16 protein-coding genes are annotated in these 14,809 nt (G+C 66.5%); 13 read left to right on the top strand and 3 right to left on the bottom strand.

Annotation, left to right across the window (positions count from 1 at the left end; genetic code table 11):
- Position 1: 1 nt before the first annotated feature.
- The 5 genes from BDW16_RS18895 to BDW16_RS18875 all read left to right on the top strand — a co-directional run bounded on the left by BDW16_RS18895 (position 2) and on the right by BDW16_RS18875 (position 3,713).
- Positions 2 to 592 carry an NAD(P)H-dependent oxidoreductase gene (locus BDW16_RS18895; RefSeq protein ID WP_066574187.1) on the top strand — a complete coding sequence of 197 codons (591 nt, stop codon included), beginning with the start codon at positions 2 to 4 and terminating at the stop codon, positions 590 to 592.
- Positions 589 to 801 (top strand): hypothetical protein, encoded by a 213-nt coding sequence (locus tag BDW16_RS18890; RefSeq protein ID WP_066574189.1) that lies wholly within the window; start codon positions 589 to 591, stop codon positions 799 to 801. The genes BDW16_RS18895 and BDW16_RS18890 overlap by 4 nt, the downstream gene beginning before the upstream one ends.
- A gap of 334 nt (positions 802 to 1,135) precedes the next feature.
- Positions 1,136 to 2,674, top strand: a complete 1,539-nt coding sequence (locus BDW16_RS18885) for a PAS domain-containing sensor histidine kinase (protein WP_066574198.1) — start codon at positions 1,136 to 1,138, stop codon at positions 2,672 to 2,674.
- On the top strand, positions 2,640 to 3,266 hold the full coding sequence (locus tag BDW16_RS18880; protein WP_066574201.1) for a response regulator transcription factor: 627 nt from the start codon (positions 2,640 to 2,642) through the stop codon (positions 3,264 to 3,266). Before BDW16_RS18885 ends, BDW16_RS18880 begins: the two co-directional genes overlap by 35 nt.
- A 48-nt stretch (positions 3,267 to 3,314) precedes the next feature.
- The gene (locus BDW16_RS18875; protein ID WP_100362801.1) at positions 3,315 to 3,713 is read left to right on the top strand and encodes a response regulator; all 399 of its coding nucleotides are present in this window, start codon (positions 3,315 to 3,317) and stop codon (positions 3,711 to 3,713) included.
- Between the two features lie 11 nt (positions 3,714 to 3,724).
- On the opposite strand, the gene BDW16_RS18870 is transcribed toward BDW16_RS18875, so the two are convergent.
- Positions 3,725 to 5,347 (bottom strand): ATP-binding cassette domain-containing protein, encoded by a 1,623-nt coding sequence (locus BDW16_RS18870; RefSeq protein ID WP_066574203.1) that lies wholly within the window; start codon positions 5,345 to 5,347, stop codon positions 3,725 to 3,727.
- Positions 5,344 to 7,002 carry a thiol reductant ABC exporter subunit CydD gene (cydD, locus tag BDW16_RS18865; RefSeq protein ID WP_066574205.1) on the bottom strand — a complete coding sequence of 553 codons (1,659 nt, stop codon included), beginning with the start codon at positions 7,000 to 7,002 and terminating at the stop codon, positions 5,344 to 5,346. Before cydD ends, BDW16_RS18870 begins: the two co-directional genes overlap by 4 nt.
- Before the next feature lie 124 nt (positions 7,003 to 7,126).
- Here cydD and BDW16_RS18860 point away from each other — a divergent pair, with 124 nt between their 5' ends.
- The 7 genes from BDW16_RS18860 to BDW16_RS18835 all read left to right on the top strand — a co-directional run bounded on the left by BDW16_RS18860 (position 7,127) and on the right by BDW16_RS18835 (position 12,526).
- A complete protein-coding gene (locus BDW16_RS18860) occupies positions 7,127 to 8,701 on the top strand; it encodes a cytochrome ubiquinol oxidase subunit I (RefSeq protein ID WP_066574207.1) in 1,575 nt (524 codons plus the stop codon).
- Positions 8,702 to 8,712: 11 nt separating this feature from the next.
- On the top strand, positions 8,713 to 9,858 hold the full coding sequence (gene cydB / locus BDW16_RS18855; protein WP_066574209.1) for a cytochrome d ubiquinol oxidase subunit II: 1,146 nt from the start codon (positions 8,713 to 8,715) through the stop codon (positions 9,856 to 9,858).
- Positions 9,859 to 9,870: 12 nt separating this feature from the next.
- Positions 9,871 to 9,996 (top strand): cytochrome bd-I oxidase subunit CydX, encoded by a 126-nt coding sequence (gene cydX, locus BDW16_RS18850; protein ID WP_075152478.1) that lies wholly within the window; start codon positions 9,871 to 9,873, stop codon positions 9,994 to 9,996.
- A 319-nt stretch (positions 9,997 to 10,315) separates the two neighbouring features.
- Positions 10,316 to 11,119, top strand: coding sequence for a universal stress protein (locus BDW16_RS18845; RefSeq protein WP_066574211.1), 804 nt, complete (start codon positions 10,316 to 10,318; stop codon positions 11,117 to 11,119).
- 12 nt (positions 11,120 to 11,131) lie between these two features.
- Entirely contained in the window at positions 11,132 to 11,782 is a 651-nt protein-coding gene (locus BDW16_RS18840; RefSeq protein ID WP_066574213.1) for an NAD(P)H-dependent oxidoreductase, read from the top strand.
- A 29-nt stretch (positions 11,783 to 11,811) separates the two neighbouring features.
- Positions 11,812 to 12,024 (top strand): hypothetical protein, encoded by a 213-nt coding sequence (locus BDW16_RS21180; protein WP_125958840.1) that lies wholly within the window; start codon positions 11,812 to 11,814, stop codon positions 12,022 to 12,024.
- A 40-nt stretch (positions 12,025 to 12,064) separates the two neighbouring features.
- Positions 12,065 to 12,526: an NUDIX hydrolase gene (locus tag BDW16_RS18835; RefSeq protein ID WP_066574216.1), complete on the top strand. Its 462-nt coding sequence runs from the start codon at positions 12,065 to 12,067 to the stop codon at positions 12,524 to 12,526.
- A gap of 170 nt (positions 12,527 to 12,696) precedes the next feature.
- Here the strand turns inward: BDW16_RS18835 and BDW16_RS21830 are convergent, their stop codons facing one another.
- Positions 12,697 to 12,831, bottom strand: a complete 135-nt coding sequence (locus BDW16_RS21830) for a hypothetical protein (RefSeq protein WP_255265760.1) — start codon at positions 12,829 to 12,831, stop codon at positions 12,697 to 12,699.
- A 15-nt stretch (positions 12,832 to 12,846) separates the two neighbouring features.
- Here BDW16_RS21830 and BDW16_RS18830 point away from each other — a divergent pair, with 15 nt between their 5' ends.
- A complete protein-coding gene (locus BDW16_RS18830; protein ID WP_241910311.1) occupies positions 12,847 to 14,694 on the top strand; it encodes an MBL fold metallo-hydrolase in 1,848 nt (615 codons plus the stop codon).
- Positions 14,695 to 14,809 lie beyond the last annotated feature (115 nt).

Raw genomic sequence — 14,809 nt, 5'->3', positions numbered from 1 at the left:
CATGGCGACGCAAGCCAAGCGCCGGATCGCGATCATCGACGGGCATCCCGATCCCGACCGCGCCCGCTTCGTCCACGCGCTGGCCGACGCCTATGCGGACGGCGCGCTGATCGGCCGTCTCGAGGCCCGGCGGATCGAGCTGGCCGGGATGGATTTTCCGCTGATCCGCTCGCGCACCGAATGGACCGACGGCAAGCCCGTGCCGGAAATAGCGGAAGCGCAAGCGACCATCGCCTGGGCCGACCACCTCGTGATCCTGTATCCGCTGTGGCTGGGCGATGTGCCCGCGCTGCTCAAGGGCTTTCTCGAGCAGGTCGCGCGGCCGGGCTTCGCGATCGCCGAAGGGCCACGCGGACCGCGCGGCCTGCTCAAGGGCAAGTCCGCGCGCCTTGTGGTGACGATGGGCATGCCGGCCTTCTTCTATCGCTTCTATTTCGGCGCTCACAGCGTGAAGAGCCTGGAGCGCAACATTCTGAAGCTTGCGGGCATCCGGCCGGTCGCTCAGACGCTGATCGGCGGTGTCGAGGGCTCGGCCGAGCAGCGCGAGGAATGGCTCGCCGAAATGCTCGATCTTGGCAGCCGCGGGGCGTGAAACGCATCCCGGCGTTCGCCATCGCCGTCGGGCTGGCCTGCGGCGCCACGATCAGCGCAGCAGGCCATTCGCTGGACTCGGGCTCGGTGCGGGACGCAGTCGAGCGGTTGAAGCCGGGCGCCACGGCTATCCTCACGCCCGATGCGCTCAAGCCTGGTGCGGCACGGGATCTCCTGGAGTCCCATGCGTCCCCCGCCCGCTTGAACTGACGGGCGTTAGATCCTGCTTCAAAGACGCGCACCCGCGCCAAGCCTGCGACAATCGGATCGATGCTGTCGCCGACTGTGACCTCCCCGCCCGGGAAAGCGGGGAACACTGGGGGCCGACAAAGCGATCATGCTCCCCATCCGAATCAGAACGTCTTCCGCTTCGGTCCGGGCATCGGCAGGTCTCGCCAGCACACCGGCGACGGCAGGTGCGAGAAGGCAAGCGCGCATTCAAGATCTCCTCCATCCAGGAGGTTCGCTTAAGAGTCGCCGGGAAAGCCACCCATGGGTAATGTTCCGAATGGGATTGTACCGCAGTGGACGGGATGGAGACTTCGTGACCAGCCAAGCGCTTCCTGACCCGGACGAACTCGCGCTCTTCGTCGAGAGCGTGAACGATCGTGCATCCTTCCTCATCGACACCGAGGGTCGGATCAAATCGTGGAACCGGGGTGCGGAACTGCTCACCGGCTGGACCGCCGAGTCGGTGCTCGGTCAGCCGTTCGATCTGCTTTACCCCGCCGACCGGCGCGAGCGAGGCAGTCCCGCCGACGATCTTGCCAAGGCGCGCGAGCGGACGCACCTTCGCGATGAGGGCTGGCGCGCGCGCCGCGACGGCTCGGAATTCTTTGCCGACATCACCTTGATCGCGCTGTGGGACACCGATTGCGTCCTGCGCGGCTTTGGCCAGACGCTCTACGACATCACCGCGCGCAAGGCGACGGAGACCGCGCTCGCGCGCAGCGAGCTGCACTTGCGCTCGATCCTCGCGACCGTGCCTGACGCGATGATCGTGATCGACGAACATGCGACAATCCTGTCGTTCAGCGCGGCGGCGGAGCGGCTGTTCGGCTGGACCGAGGCGGATGTGGTAGGGAAGAACATCGACATGCTGATGCCTTCGCCGGACCGCGAGCGGCACGATCATTATATTGAGCGGTATCTCGATACCGGCGAGCGGCGGATCATCGGCATCGGCCGGATCGTGTCCGGCCAGCGGCGGGACGGCACCATATTCCCAATGGAACTTGCCGTCGGCGAGGCGGCCAGCGAAGGGCATCGCATCTTCACCGGCTTCATCCGCGACCTCACCGAGCAGCAGCGCGCCGAGTTGCGGCTGAAGGAACTCCAGTCGGAGCTCATCCATGTCTCGCGTCTCAGCGCGATGGGCACGATGGCATCAACGCTGGCGCACGAGCTCAACCAACCGCTCGCCGCGATCACTTATTTCATGCAGGGCGCGCGCGACCTGCTGGCGGATCCGGGCAGCGACGCCCGTGCCATGCTCGAGGAGACGCTGGACGAAACCGCGAACGAAGCGCTGCGTGCTGGCAATATCGTCCGGCGCCTGCGCGAGTTCGTCGCGCGGGGCGAGGTCGAGAAGCGGGTCGAGGACCTCAATCACCTGGTCGATGAGGCCAGCCGGCTCGCCCTCATCGGCGCGCGCGAGCGCGGCATTCGTACATTCTTCGAACTCGATACGCGCGTGAGGCACGTGCTTGTCGAACGCGTGCAGATCCAGCAAGTGCTGGTCAATCTGCTTCGCAATGCGGTCGAAGCGCTCGCCGGCTGCTCGATCTGCGATCTGACGATCCGTACCGCGCGCGAGCCCGGTGGCATGGTCCGCATCTCAATCGCCGATACCGGCGCCGGCATTCCCGAGAGCATTGCGCCGCAGCTGTTCCAGGCCTTCGCCACCACCAAGGACAGCGGCATGGGGCTCGGTCTCTCGATCTGCCGTACCATCGTCGAAGCGCATGGCGGGCGCATCTGGGCCGAGTCGCGCGAAGGCGGCGGCAGCATTTTCAACTTCACTTTGATGAGCGCGGAAGTCGAGGCAAATGATGGAAAAGAAACTGGTTCATCTCGTCGATGACGATCCGGCGATCCGGCGATCTGTCAGCTTCGTGCTGAAGACCTCTGGATTCGAGGTCAAACCCTATGAATCCGGTGCGATCTTCCTGAAGGAGGTCCGCCATGCCGACCCCGGATGCATCCTGCTCGACATCCGGATGCCCGACAAGGACGGGCTTGAGGTGCAGCGTGATCTCAACGCCATGGGAGTCAGCATGCCGGTAGTGATGCTCACGGGCCATGGCGACGTGACCGCCGCGGTGCAGGCCATGAAGGAAGGTGCCGTCGACTTTCTCGAGAAGCCCTCCGACAAAGCCGACCTGCTTCGCGCTGTCGAAGCGGCCTTCGCTCGCCTCAATCGAACGGACGATGTCGCCGCGACCGAATCGGAGGCGAAGGTACGGATCGCGGCGCTTACACCGCGCGAGCAGGAAGTGCTCGAGGGGCTTGCGCAGGGGCTGCCCAACAAGACGATCGCCTATGATCTCGGCATCTCCCCCCGGACTGTCGAGGTTCATCGCGCCAATGTGATGACCAAGCTTGGTGTGCATACATTTCCCGACGCGCTGCGGATCGCATTCGCAGCGGGTTTGGGAAAGATCGCAGCTTCGTAGGAATACGTAACGACCAGGGGCTCGCCGGTACGCATGAGTCCTTGGGTGATGCAGGAAAGTATGCGCTTGTCGCCCTCCCCTTCGGCTCTGCGGAAACGCCCCCAGTTGCTGCTGGTCGAGGACGATGACGCGCTGCGGCGGGGGCTGCAGCTGATGCTCTACAATCGGGGGTTCGAAGTTCGCGCATACCCCTCCGCGGCGCATGCGCTTGCCGACCCCTCGGCACCGCAGGCCGCCGTGCTGGTGGCGGATTATCGGTTGCCCGATTCGGACGGCATTGCACTCTTGAGCGAACTGCGCTCGCGCGACTGGAACGGACGTGCGGTGCTCGTAACCGGATTTCCTTCCGCCAAGCTCAAGGCAAGCGCTGTCGCGATGGGCTACGCAGCAATTCTCGAGAAGCCGGTTCCCGACCATCGCCTCCTCGCCGCGATCGGACCGGGCTGAATCGCAACCTTTCAGGCGGCCGCGCTGACGATCGGTCGCTCCAGACTGACAAACCGGTCCGCGACGGCATGCGCGAACGCCGCGCGATGACTCACCAGCAACAGGCCCTGCCCCGTCCTGGCCAGCCGTGTTCTCAGCCGCTCGGCCACCTTGTCCTCGGTCTCGCGGTCCAGGCCTTCGGTCGGTTCGTCGAGCAACAGCCAGGGAAGATGAGCGAGATAGGTGCGCGCCAGTGACAGCCGCCGGCGCTCGCCGCCGGACAAGCGCTCGCCATTTTCGCCGATCCAGCTGTCGAGCCCGTCCGGAAGCGCGCGCACCCGCGCGTCGAGCGCGGCATCGTGCAGCGCCTGCCATAACCGTGCGTCACTCGCGTGTGGATCGGCGAGAAGGAGATTCTCGCGCACCGTTCCGGCCAGCAGTGCCGAATCCTGGGGCGACCACGCGAAAGTGCGACGAAGCGTCTCGACCGGGAGAAACGCGATATCAACGCCGTTGAGCCTCGCCTGCCCGGGTCGCACTGGCCGGAGCCCGATGAGCTGCTCGATCAACGTCGTCTTGCCGCTTCCGGATCGCCCGACCAGCGCGCCGCGAGTTCCGGCTGGCAGCGCGCCGCTCTCGAGCTGCGGAAACTCAAGTGTCGGAAGGTCCGTCAGCTCATATGACACCGAGGACACGTGCTCGGCTTGCGAGAGCGCGGCGGCGAGCCGTTCCCCGGCGGCGCCCGTGCTGCCGCGCTCGGCAAAGCGTCGCAGCAATGGTGCGGCACCATCGATCGTCATCGCCGCCGCGAGCGCAGCAAGCGCTGCGTTCGCCGCGCCGGCGGGTGCAGCCAATGCGAGCGCGGACACTCCGGCGACCGCGACGGCCCCACCGTGCAATATGGCACTCCATCCCAGTTGATCGGCCTGCGCGACCCGCGCGGCCGCGAGCTCGCGGCTTGCAGACCCGGCGATGCGCGTGGCCCAGTCGTCAAGTCCATAGCAGCGCAGTTCCGGCGCCGCCTCGGCCAAGCTCCCTACCACCGCCTTGAGTTCGCCATTGGCGCGCTGCACGCGCATGCCCAGCGGCTCGAGGCGGCGGGCGAGACGATCGCCTGCCCAAAGTGTTCCGCCGAAGCATAAGGCGACCGCCGCAGCCGCTTCCCAGCCAGCGAGCGCGACAAGGCAAATACCGGAGACCAGCGCGGCGCCGGCGCCAGCGCTCGCGGAGCGGCGCACCATGTCCTGCTCAAGCGCGCTCACATCGTTCACCAGCCGTGCGCTGGCATCCCCGGGCGTGAAGGCAAGCGCTTGCCCGACCGGAGTCGCCGCGATGCCGCGGAACAGCGCTGGGCGGATCCGAGCAAGGGCATGGAGGGAGGCTGCATGCGCGGTTACGGCTTCGCCATAGCGCGCGCCGGTTCGCACGATCGCGAGCAGCCGGATTGCCGCGCTTGGTAGCATATAGTTGAACGTATGCGCCGCCACGGGTCCTGCGGCGCCGGCGAGTGCGGCTGCGGTGATGAACCAGCCCGACAAGCCGAGCAGCACCACCGAGGCAGCGCTGACGAGCGCAGCGAAGATACTCGCGCGCAGCAGGTTCCGGCGTTCGCGCCGACGCTCTCGCGCCAGCAGGAAGGACAGCGGTTCGTTCATCGGATTCCCTCGAGCTCGACAACCTGATCCGCGATCGCCGCGAGCCGTTCGCTATGGGTCGCGAGGATCGTCGTCCGTCCGCGCGCTGCCCTCGCGATCAAACGGACGAGATCGTCTTCGGCTTCGCGATCGAGATGCGCGGTCGGCTCGTCGAGCAGCAGGATCGGCGCGGGCTTGAGGATGGCGCGGGCCAAGCCGATGCGCCGCCGCTCGCCACCCGAAAGACCGCCGCCGCGCAGGTCCACGCGGCCGTGCAGGCCGCCGGGCCGCGTTGCCAGCATCATGTCCATGCCGGCTTCGCATGCCGCGCGTGCAATATCCGACGAGGTCGCGGCCGGAGCGGCCAGGCCGATATTGAATGCGATCGTTCCGGGCAGGATGAGCGGCGCCTGTCCCGCCCAGGACGACGAGTCCGCGAGGCTCGCTCCGGGCGGCAAGGGTTTCCCGTCGATCAGGATCGTGCCGCTGCCGAGCGGCGCCAGGCCGAGCAGAAGATGCAACACGCTCGATTTGCCGCTTCCCGAAGGGCCGACCAGCGCCACGATCTTTCCGGGTTCGGCATGAAATGACAGGCCGCGGACGACTGCATCGCCATCCGGGTAGCAGATCGCGACATCGACCAAGCGCAGCGACGGCGCGTGCGCGCACCACGGCTCTGCCGCGACGGCAGGCGCAGCGGCCGCCTGCAGCGCGCCAAGGCGCTCAGCCGCGCTCTCGGCCGCCTGCCGGTCATGATAGGCGGCCGCTAGGCGCCGCATCGGCAAGTAGAATTCCGGTGCCAGCGCCAGCACCAGAAAGGCGCGGCCGAGGTCAAGTTGCTCGGGCGCCGGAAACGGCAGCTCACCCAGCAGATTGAAACCGGCATAGACCGCGACCAGCGCGACTGACAGCGCCGCGAAAAATTCGAGCGCACCGGTGGACAGGAACGCGACGCGCAGGACCTTCATCGTGCGCCGCGCCACTTCCTCCGCCGCGACACCGATGCGGTCTGCCTCGCGTCCTTCGGCCCGGAAGGCGAGGATCACGGGCAAGGCGCGGACACGATCGGCGAGCAACCCCGAAAGGCGCGACAGCGCCTTGAATTGGCGTCGCGACTCGCTCGCGGCCGCTCCGCCGGCGAGCGCCAGCCCGAAGACGAACGGAAGCAACGTCCCGGCGAGGAGCGCCGCGGCAACCGGGCTGGCGATCGCGACGGCACCCAGCACGAGCAGCGGCGCCATCGCCGCCGCGCGACGGGCCGGCAGGAAACGCGCGATATGGCCGTCGATCGCCTCGACCTCATCGACAACGGCTTGGATCAGCGCGCCCGTCTCGCTGTCGCTGCCGCGCGCACGGCGAAGCGTCGCGCCCAACGCGGTTTCGCGCAGGCGCAGCTTGACCTCACGGGCGCGGCGTGCCCCGACACGCAGCGCGAGCATGGCAGCAACCGCCCGCGCGCCCCCCGCAGCGACCGCGATCGCCGCCCCCGGCAGCATCGACCCGCCATCGGCCAGCCCCGCAACGGCCATCGCCAGACCGGCCGCAAAGCCGATCGCCGTCAGCGCATCGCACAGCAGCAACGTCGTCGAAAGCGCAGCCGATGCATCGCCGACAAGCTCCGCAAGGCCATGGCGGCGACGGCGGGTCGCCTCGCGTTGAAGGGCAATCGTGGACATTGCCATTCGCTAGGTTTCGGCCGTGGCGCGCTGAATACGGGAATTCCCCAATATTGGCAGCACCGGTTCTGGCGCTTGAAAGCGCGCATTCGGCCATGTGCCGCAGGGACGGAGACTTGACCCCATGGATTCGCTCGACCCGAGCGTCGTCGACCTGTCGCGACTGCAGTTCGCGCTGACCGCGCTCTACCACTTCCTGTTCGTGCCCCTGACGCTCGGGCTGAGCTTCATGCTCGTCATCATGGAAGCGATCTATGTCATGACTGGCCGCCCGATCTGGCGGCAGGTCACCCGCTTCTGGGGCAAGATCTTCGGGATCAACTTCGTGCTGGGGGTCGCCACCGGCCTTACCATGGAGTTCCAGTTCGGCACCAACTGGTCGTACTTTTCGCACTATGTCGGCGACATTTTCGGCGCGCCGCTGGCCATCGAGGGGCTGATGGCCTTCTTCCTAGAGGCGACCTTTGTCGGCCTGATGTTCTTCGGCTGGGAGCGGCTGTCGAAGGTCGCGCATCTCGTCGTCACCTTCCTCGTTGCGCTCGGCACCAATCTGTCGGCGCTGTGGATCCTGATCGCCAATGGCTGGATGCAAAACCCGGTCGGCGCGGCGTTCAATCCTGAGACGATGCGCATGGAGGTGACCGACTTCGGCGCGGTGATCTTCAATCCGGTCGCCCAGGCCAAGTTCGTTCACACGGTAAGCGCCGGCTATGTCACCGCCGCCGTCGTCGTGCTCGGCGTATCCTGCTTCTACCTGCTGCGCGGCCGATGGACCGCATTTGCCCGTCGCTCCTTCGTCGTCGCGGCGGCCTTCGGTCTTGCCTCCTCGCTCTCGGTCGTCGTGCTTGGCGACGAGAGCGGCTACGCGCTGACCGACAACCAGAAGATGAAGCTCGCCGCGATCGAAGCCGCCTGGCACACCGAAGCGGCGCCGGCCGGCCTGACGCTGATCGGCATGCCCGACTCCGCCGCACAGACGACGCGCTATTCGGTCGAGATTCCCTGGGCGCTCGGCCTCATCGCCACGCGCAGTCTCGATGGCGAAGTGACCGGCATGTCCGAGCTGGTGCTGCACGCGCAGGAACGCATCGCTTCTGGGCAGATTGCCTATCGCGCGGTCGAGGTGCTGAAGCGCGATCCGCAAGATGCCAGCGCGCGCGCGCAATTCGAGGCGCACAGGCGCGACCTCGGCTTCGCCCTGCTGCTCAAACGCCATGTCGCCGACCCGGCGGCAGCGACTCCGGAGCAGATCCGCACGGCGGCATGGGACACGGTGCCGAGCGTGCCGCTGATGTTCTGGAGCTTCCGCGTCATGGCCTTGATCGGCTTCTTCATGATCGCGCTGTTCGCCACCGCCTTTGCGTTGGCGAGCTTCAGGCGGCACCTCGAGGCGCGCTGGTTCCACCGCCTGGCGCTGTTCGCGATCCCGTTGCCATGGGTAGCGATCGAACTTGGCTGGATCGTCGCCGAGATGGGCCGTCAGCCCTGGGCGATCGACGGCGTGCTGCCGACCTTCCTGGCGACTTCGACGCTGACGCCGGCGGCGCTCTGGACGACGATCATCGGCTTCACCCTGCTCTACGGCGCGCTCGCGGTCATCGAGATTCGCCTGATCCTGGCCGCCATCAGGCACGGTCCCGTGGAAGATGAGCCGGACGCCTTCCCGTCGCCCGCAACCGTCGCACAGGCCGCCGAATAAGGAACCAAGCCATGGAATTCCTCGACTATGAAATGCTGCGCCTGATCTGGTGGGGCCTGCTCGGTATCCTGCTGATCGGCTTCGCGCTGACCGACGGATATGACATGGGCGCGGCCGCGCTGCTCCCCTTCGTCGCCCGCACCGATGTTGAGCGCCGTATGGTGATCAATTCGGTCGGCCCGCACTGGGAAGGCCACCAGGTCTGGTTCATCCTTGGCGGCGGCGCGATCTTCGCCGCCTGGCCGTTCGTCTATGCGGTGAGCTTCTCCGGCTTCTACCTGGCCATGTTCCTGGTGCTCTCCGCGCTGATCCTGCGGCCGGTCGGGTTCAAATACCGCTCGAAAAGAGCCGATCCGAAATGGCGCACCCGCTGGGACTGGGCATTGTTCGTGGGCGGGCTGGTTCCTCCGCTCGTGTTCGGCATCGCGGTGGGCAATGTGCTCGCCGGAGCCCCCTTCCGGATCGATGGTGATCAGCGCGCCTGGTATGAGGGCGGCCTGCTCGGCCTGTTCACCCCGTTCACCCTGGTGTGCGGCCTGCTCTCGGTCGCCATGCTGGTGCTCCACGGGAGCGCCTGGCTCGCGATCAAGGTCGAGCATGGCCCCGTCCACCGCCGCGCCCGCCGCTTTGGCGTCGTCGCCGCGCTTGCCGCGATGACCCTGTTCGCGATCGGCGGCGCGTTCGTCGCGTGGACCGGGCTCGGCTACCGTGTCGTAGCGAGCCCGGGTCCGCTCGGCTTGTCCAACCCGCTGCGCACGGTGACCGAAGCCGCGCCTGGTGCCTGGCTCGACAACTATGCAGCTTTTCCGTGGACGCTCGCGGCGCCGCTACTCGGCTTTGCCGGCGCGCTGCTCGCGCTCTTCGGCATCCTTCGTCAGCGCGAAGGTGCGGCGTTTCTCGGTTCCTCGCTGTCGGCAACGGGGATCATCGCGACGGTGGGTCTCTCGATGTTTCCGTTCATCCTGCCGTCCAGCATCGACCCGCGCTCGAGCCTGACCGTGTGGAACGCCTCGTCCAGCGAGTCGACGTTGCTCCTGATGCTGATCGTGACCTTGATCTTCCTCCCGGTCGTACTCGCCTACACGGCCTGGGCGATGCGCGTGATGTGGGGCCGGGTGACAGCGCAACAGGTCACCACCTCCGCCGACTTCTACTGAGGATCAACGATCATGTGGTATTTCACCTGGGTATTGGGCCTCGGGCTCGCGGTCGGGTTCGGCATCATCAACGGCTTGTGGCACGAGTTCCACCTGCCGGTGGACGACGGCGAGCCGTTCGGCGCCGACGAGGCCTGAGCCCGGCGCACCGCTACCTGCCCGATCATTTCGCGCGACCCGAGGACGCCCGGCAGCGTGGTCACACGACGCAGGTCTTCGCCGAATCGCTCGCGCGGCTGGGTCCGCTGGTTGAACGCGGGATCGTCACGCTCGGCAAGGACAGGATCGCCATCGCTTCCTGGGCCCGTCCTTACGGGCGGGTCGTGGCATCGGCATTCGACGCGTATCGAGGCACCGAGACACCGCGCTTCAGCCGGGCGGTGTAGGTATATATCCCAGTGACGGTGCGCCGCCCCCCGCAATAGCCTCTCATCAGAACAGTGATGGAGGCGATCCCATGAAGAATGTTCTGGTGCTCCTGCACGACGATGCGGGGCAGGAAGCGCGCTTCCAGTGCGCTCTCGACCTCACCCGCGCGATCGACGGTCATCTTACCTGCGTCGATGTCGCGATGCTGCCCGTGGCCGTCGAAGACTACGGGGTGTTCGCCAGCACGGCGACGCTTATCGCCGACGAACAGGCAGCCGAGCGAGCAAACCGCGCACGGATGCAGCCGCGACTGGCCGATGAAGAGGTGGGCTATAGCTGGATCGACGTAACCGGCGACCTCGCTTCTTCGCTCCGCGATGCAGCCGCGATCAGCGACATCCTCGTGGTCAACCGGCAGCTCGATAGCACGAGCTATCCGGACATGTTCGGCACGGCCGGCGAGGTCGTGGTGAAGTCGGGCAAGCCGGTGCTCGCGGTACCGGAGACCGCGCGCCGTTTCGATGCCTTCGGCCATGCAATGGTCGCGTGGGACGGATCGCGCGAGGCTGAAGCCGCGCTGCGCGCCGCGGTGCCGCTACTCCAGCTTGCCGATCGCGTGACGATCCTCGAAGTCGATGACGGCTCGATCAGGGTGCCGGCGTTCGAAGCGGCGGAGTATCTGTCGCGGCACGGGGTCAAGGCGAGCCTGCTGCAGCGGTCCTCGGGCGTGGACATTCCGAGCACGGTCATTCTCGACGAACTCGAGGAGATGACGGCGAGCTATCTCGTCATGGGTGGGTTCGGACACAGCCGGATGGTCGAGGCGATGATCGGCGGCGTTACGCGGCGTATGCTGCGCGAATGCCCAGTGCCGCTGTTCCTCGCGCACTGAAAGGAGGAAAGGATGCCGACCTCCGCAGTGTCGGCGCGCCATCTGATCGTGCTCGGTCATCCGGCGCCCGGCAGCTTCAATCATCAGGTTGCCGAGACCTATCAAACTGTCGCGCGCGAGTGCTGGCAGGACGCTGACATCCGCGACCTCTATGCACTCGACTTCGATCCGCTGCTACGCGCTGGTGCATCGCCCTCGCCGGACGTCGAGGCCGAGCTTGCAATGCTGCAGGCTTGCGACGTGCTGGTGTTCGTCTACCCGATCTGGTTTGGCACGCCGCCTGCGATCATCAAGGGCTATGTCGAGCGCGTGCTCGGCGCCAACTTCCGTCCCGCCTACCTCAAGAGCGAGGCATCCGCGGCGCTTTTCCACGGCAAGCGGCTACTCACGCTGTCAAGCTCCGCGACCAGCCTGCCCTGGCTCAACGAGCGGGGTCAGTGGCTCTCGCTTCGCCAGGCCTTCGACACCTACCTCGCCAACCTGTTCGGTTTTCGCGAGGCGGAGCATGTGCATTTCGAATCCGTGGTTGAGGGTGCGCGCGAAAACTACATCGCGGAGCTGCTCGGCCGGGTGAAGCAGACCGCACGCTTCATGTGCAGCGAGCTCGCCCGGGAGCGCCATGCAAGAAGGACCGCACAGCATCTGGACCCAGCGAACAGCTAATCGCCTGCTACCGTCAAGGAATGCGACCGATGCCGACTCGACCGCCAATCGCCCCAAACGATCCCGCGAAACCGCCCTGCCCGCCCGAGGCGCCACGGGCACCACTGCCCGAAGCACCGGTGCCCGCCGTGCCCGAGTTCGCGCCGCCGCCGCCCGATCGCTGCGACCCCGACACGACGCCGATGGAGGATCCGCAACCCGACGAATCTCCCCCCGCGATCCTGCCCGGCGAGGACGAATAGCCAGATTGCGCAGTCTCTCCGGCCATGGGAAAGCTCGACGATGGCTCCGCAAAGCGCTGGCGTGCTTCTCTATCGTCTCACCAATATAGGGCTCGAAGTTCTGCTCGTGCATCCTGGAGGTCCTTTCTGGCGCAATAAGCAGATCGGTGCCTGGCAGCTTCCCAAGGGCCTGATCGAAGCCGGGGAGGCGCCTGAGACCGCCGCGCGGCGCGAGGTCGAGGAGGAGCTGGGGATCGCGATAAGCGGCACGTTGCTCCCGCTCGGCAGCATCCGTCAGGCCGGCGGCAAGATCGTCCATGCGTTTGCTTGCGAGGGCACGTTCGATCCCGCGGACTTGCGCAGCCATACGTTTGATCTCGAATGGCCGCCCCGCAGCGGCCGGCAGATGCGCTTTCCCGAGATCGACGCAGCGCGCTGGATGCCGCTCTCCGAAGCTTCGGACTGGATCCTGCCAAGCCAGCGGCCGGTCCTCGGCCGACTGAAGCAGACGCTCGCCCTGTGATGCGGGGCGGCGCTAGGGTTGCAGCCAAGCGATGACGATGATCCAGAAATCGCGGACGAGCATCATGCCGAGCTTGACGAGCACGCCGACACCCGCCAGCCCGAGGACGATCGTCAAGAGCATGGCCGCCGGGTACCGGGCGGCGTCACACCGCGCCGTTCTTCGATGATTCATCGCAGTGGCTGAAGCGCCGCGATTGCGGCGAGCATGACCACTATCCCGACCAGCAGCCAGACACCCGAAAGCGCGCGGCGGTTGCGGTTGGCCTGAATCGTGGCAAGCGAGACATATTTCGGTTCGATCATGACCGGCTCCTCCGATTGGAGACCTCGATTTGGTCGAGACGCCGAGGTACCGGAATCCGTGGGTATACGGATGCACGCTGCTCGCTCCGGTTCGGTGAGGCGGACATTAGGGACATTCCCAATGCCGCCTCTCTTCGAGCGCCATCACTCTCGTTTCCGGCTCGAGGCATGCAACCAAGCATGCCCGGGGCAACGCAAGCGAGAAGGCTCACCGGACCGCATATGTCGCTCGAACTCACCTTTCACGGCGCAGCAGGCACGGTCACCGGATCGTGCATGGAGCTCTGCTCGGAGCGCCATCGCGTGCTCATCGACTGCGGCCTCTACCAGGGTTCCCGCTCACTCGAAGCGCTGAACTACGAGCCACTGCCCTTCGATCCCGCCGAACTCGACCTCGTCATCCTGACGCACGCACATCTCGATCATTCCGGTCGCTTGCCGCTTCTGGTCCGCGAAGGATTGACCGCACCCGTCTGGTGTGCGCCGCCCAATCGACAGCTTCTCGGACCATTGCTCGCGGATGCCGCGAACCTGCAGGCGGCCGACGCGGAGCGCCGGAATGAACGGCCCGACCGGACGGGCCTCCCCCCCTTCGAGCCACTTTACGACTTCGACGATGTCGAGCGGCTTATCGGGCAGGTCAAAGGACTCGCGATCGGCAAATGGCTGGAGCCGCTTCCTGGCGTGTCGTTGCGCTTCTGGGACGCGCATCACATCCTCGGCGCCGCGTCGGTCGAGCTCAGGATCGATGGGCAGTCCCTGCTTTTCTCCGGCGATATCGGTCCGGGCGCAGCTACAATATCGGGCCCGTCCGCGCCGGCGGGCGGCTGGGACCATGTCATATGCGAGGCGACCTATGGCAATCGCGACCGCACGATTCCGACGATCGGCCAACGTCGCGAACTGCTCGCCCGCGAGATCGAGGCGGCACTCGGGCACGGCGGCAACCTGGTCATTCCGGCTTTCGCGCTCGAACGCACGCAAGTTCTGATCGAGGATATCGTCGCGGGATTCGACGCGGGACGTATCGCGCCGGTGCCGGTGTTCGTCGACGCGCCGCTCGCCGACCGGGTCACCCAGGCGTATCGCCGGTTCCAAGGCCCGCCCCATGGCGGTCCGTCCCCGTTCGATCATCCTGAGGTGCGCTTTACGCGCAGTGTCGAGGAGTCGAAGAGCCTCAACCGGCTGTCGGGCGCCATCATCATTGCCGGTTCTGGCATGTGCACCGGTGGCCGGGTGCGCCATCATCTGCTTCGCAACCTGCCAAGGGGCGACTCGACCATATTGCTGGTTGGCTATCAGGCGCAGGGCACGCTCGGCGCGGTGCTTGCCGCCGGCGCAACAGCCGTCCGAATCTCCGGTGCCGATGTGCCGGTGCGGGCGCGGCTGCGCACGATCGACGCATATTCCGCTCACGCCGATCGTGATGGCCTGCTCAGATGGCTCACCAAACGGGCGCCGGTGAGAGGTACGATCTTCCTCGATCATGGCGAACAGCCAGCGCTTGTGCAGCTTGTTCGCGATGCCGCGGCAATTCCCGGCCTCCCTCAGCCGCTCGCACCCCTGCTCGGGGAACAGTTCAGACTTGAGGTTGGAGAACCGGCCCGGCGCATCCGCGGCGCGCGGCCTGACGCCGCGACACTCCTCGCGCCGGATGACTGGCGCAACCGCTACGCCGCATTCATCGCGAAGCTCGAGGCCCGACTGCTCGCACTGCCCTCCGACGCGGAGCGCCGGACCGCGCTGGATGCTGCCGATCAGGCAATTGCCGCGGTGGGCCGCTCGCCGTTGCGCAGGGTGCTGCCCCGAGCGCGTGATCCTCGGAGCGAGCGCCGGCCCGCGGAGGACGCCCGTGCCGAATAGCCAGCGACGCAAATCGCCAGACGATCGGCATGCCGCATCCGACTGGCGGGCGAAGCGTGCTGCGCGGAGGGCTGCAATCATGGCAACCTATGCTGTTAGCGGGCTGCTCCTTTTC

It is taken from the genome of Sphingomonas koreensis (genome assembly GCF_002797435.1).
In the GTDB taxonomy this organism is placed as follows: domain Bacteria; phylum Pseudomonadota; class Alphaproteobacteria; order Sphingomonadales; family Sphingomonadaceae; genus Sphingomonas; species Sphingomonas koreensis.
The sequence above is the reverse complement of the archived record's forward strand: the minus strand, read 5'-3'. Positions and strand labels throughout refer to the sequence as shown.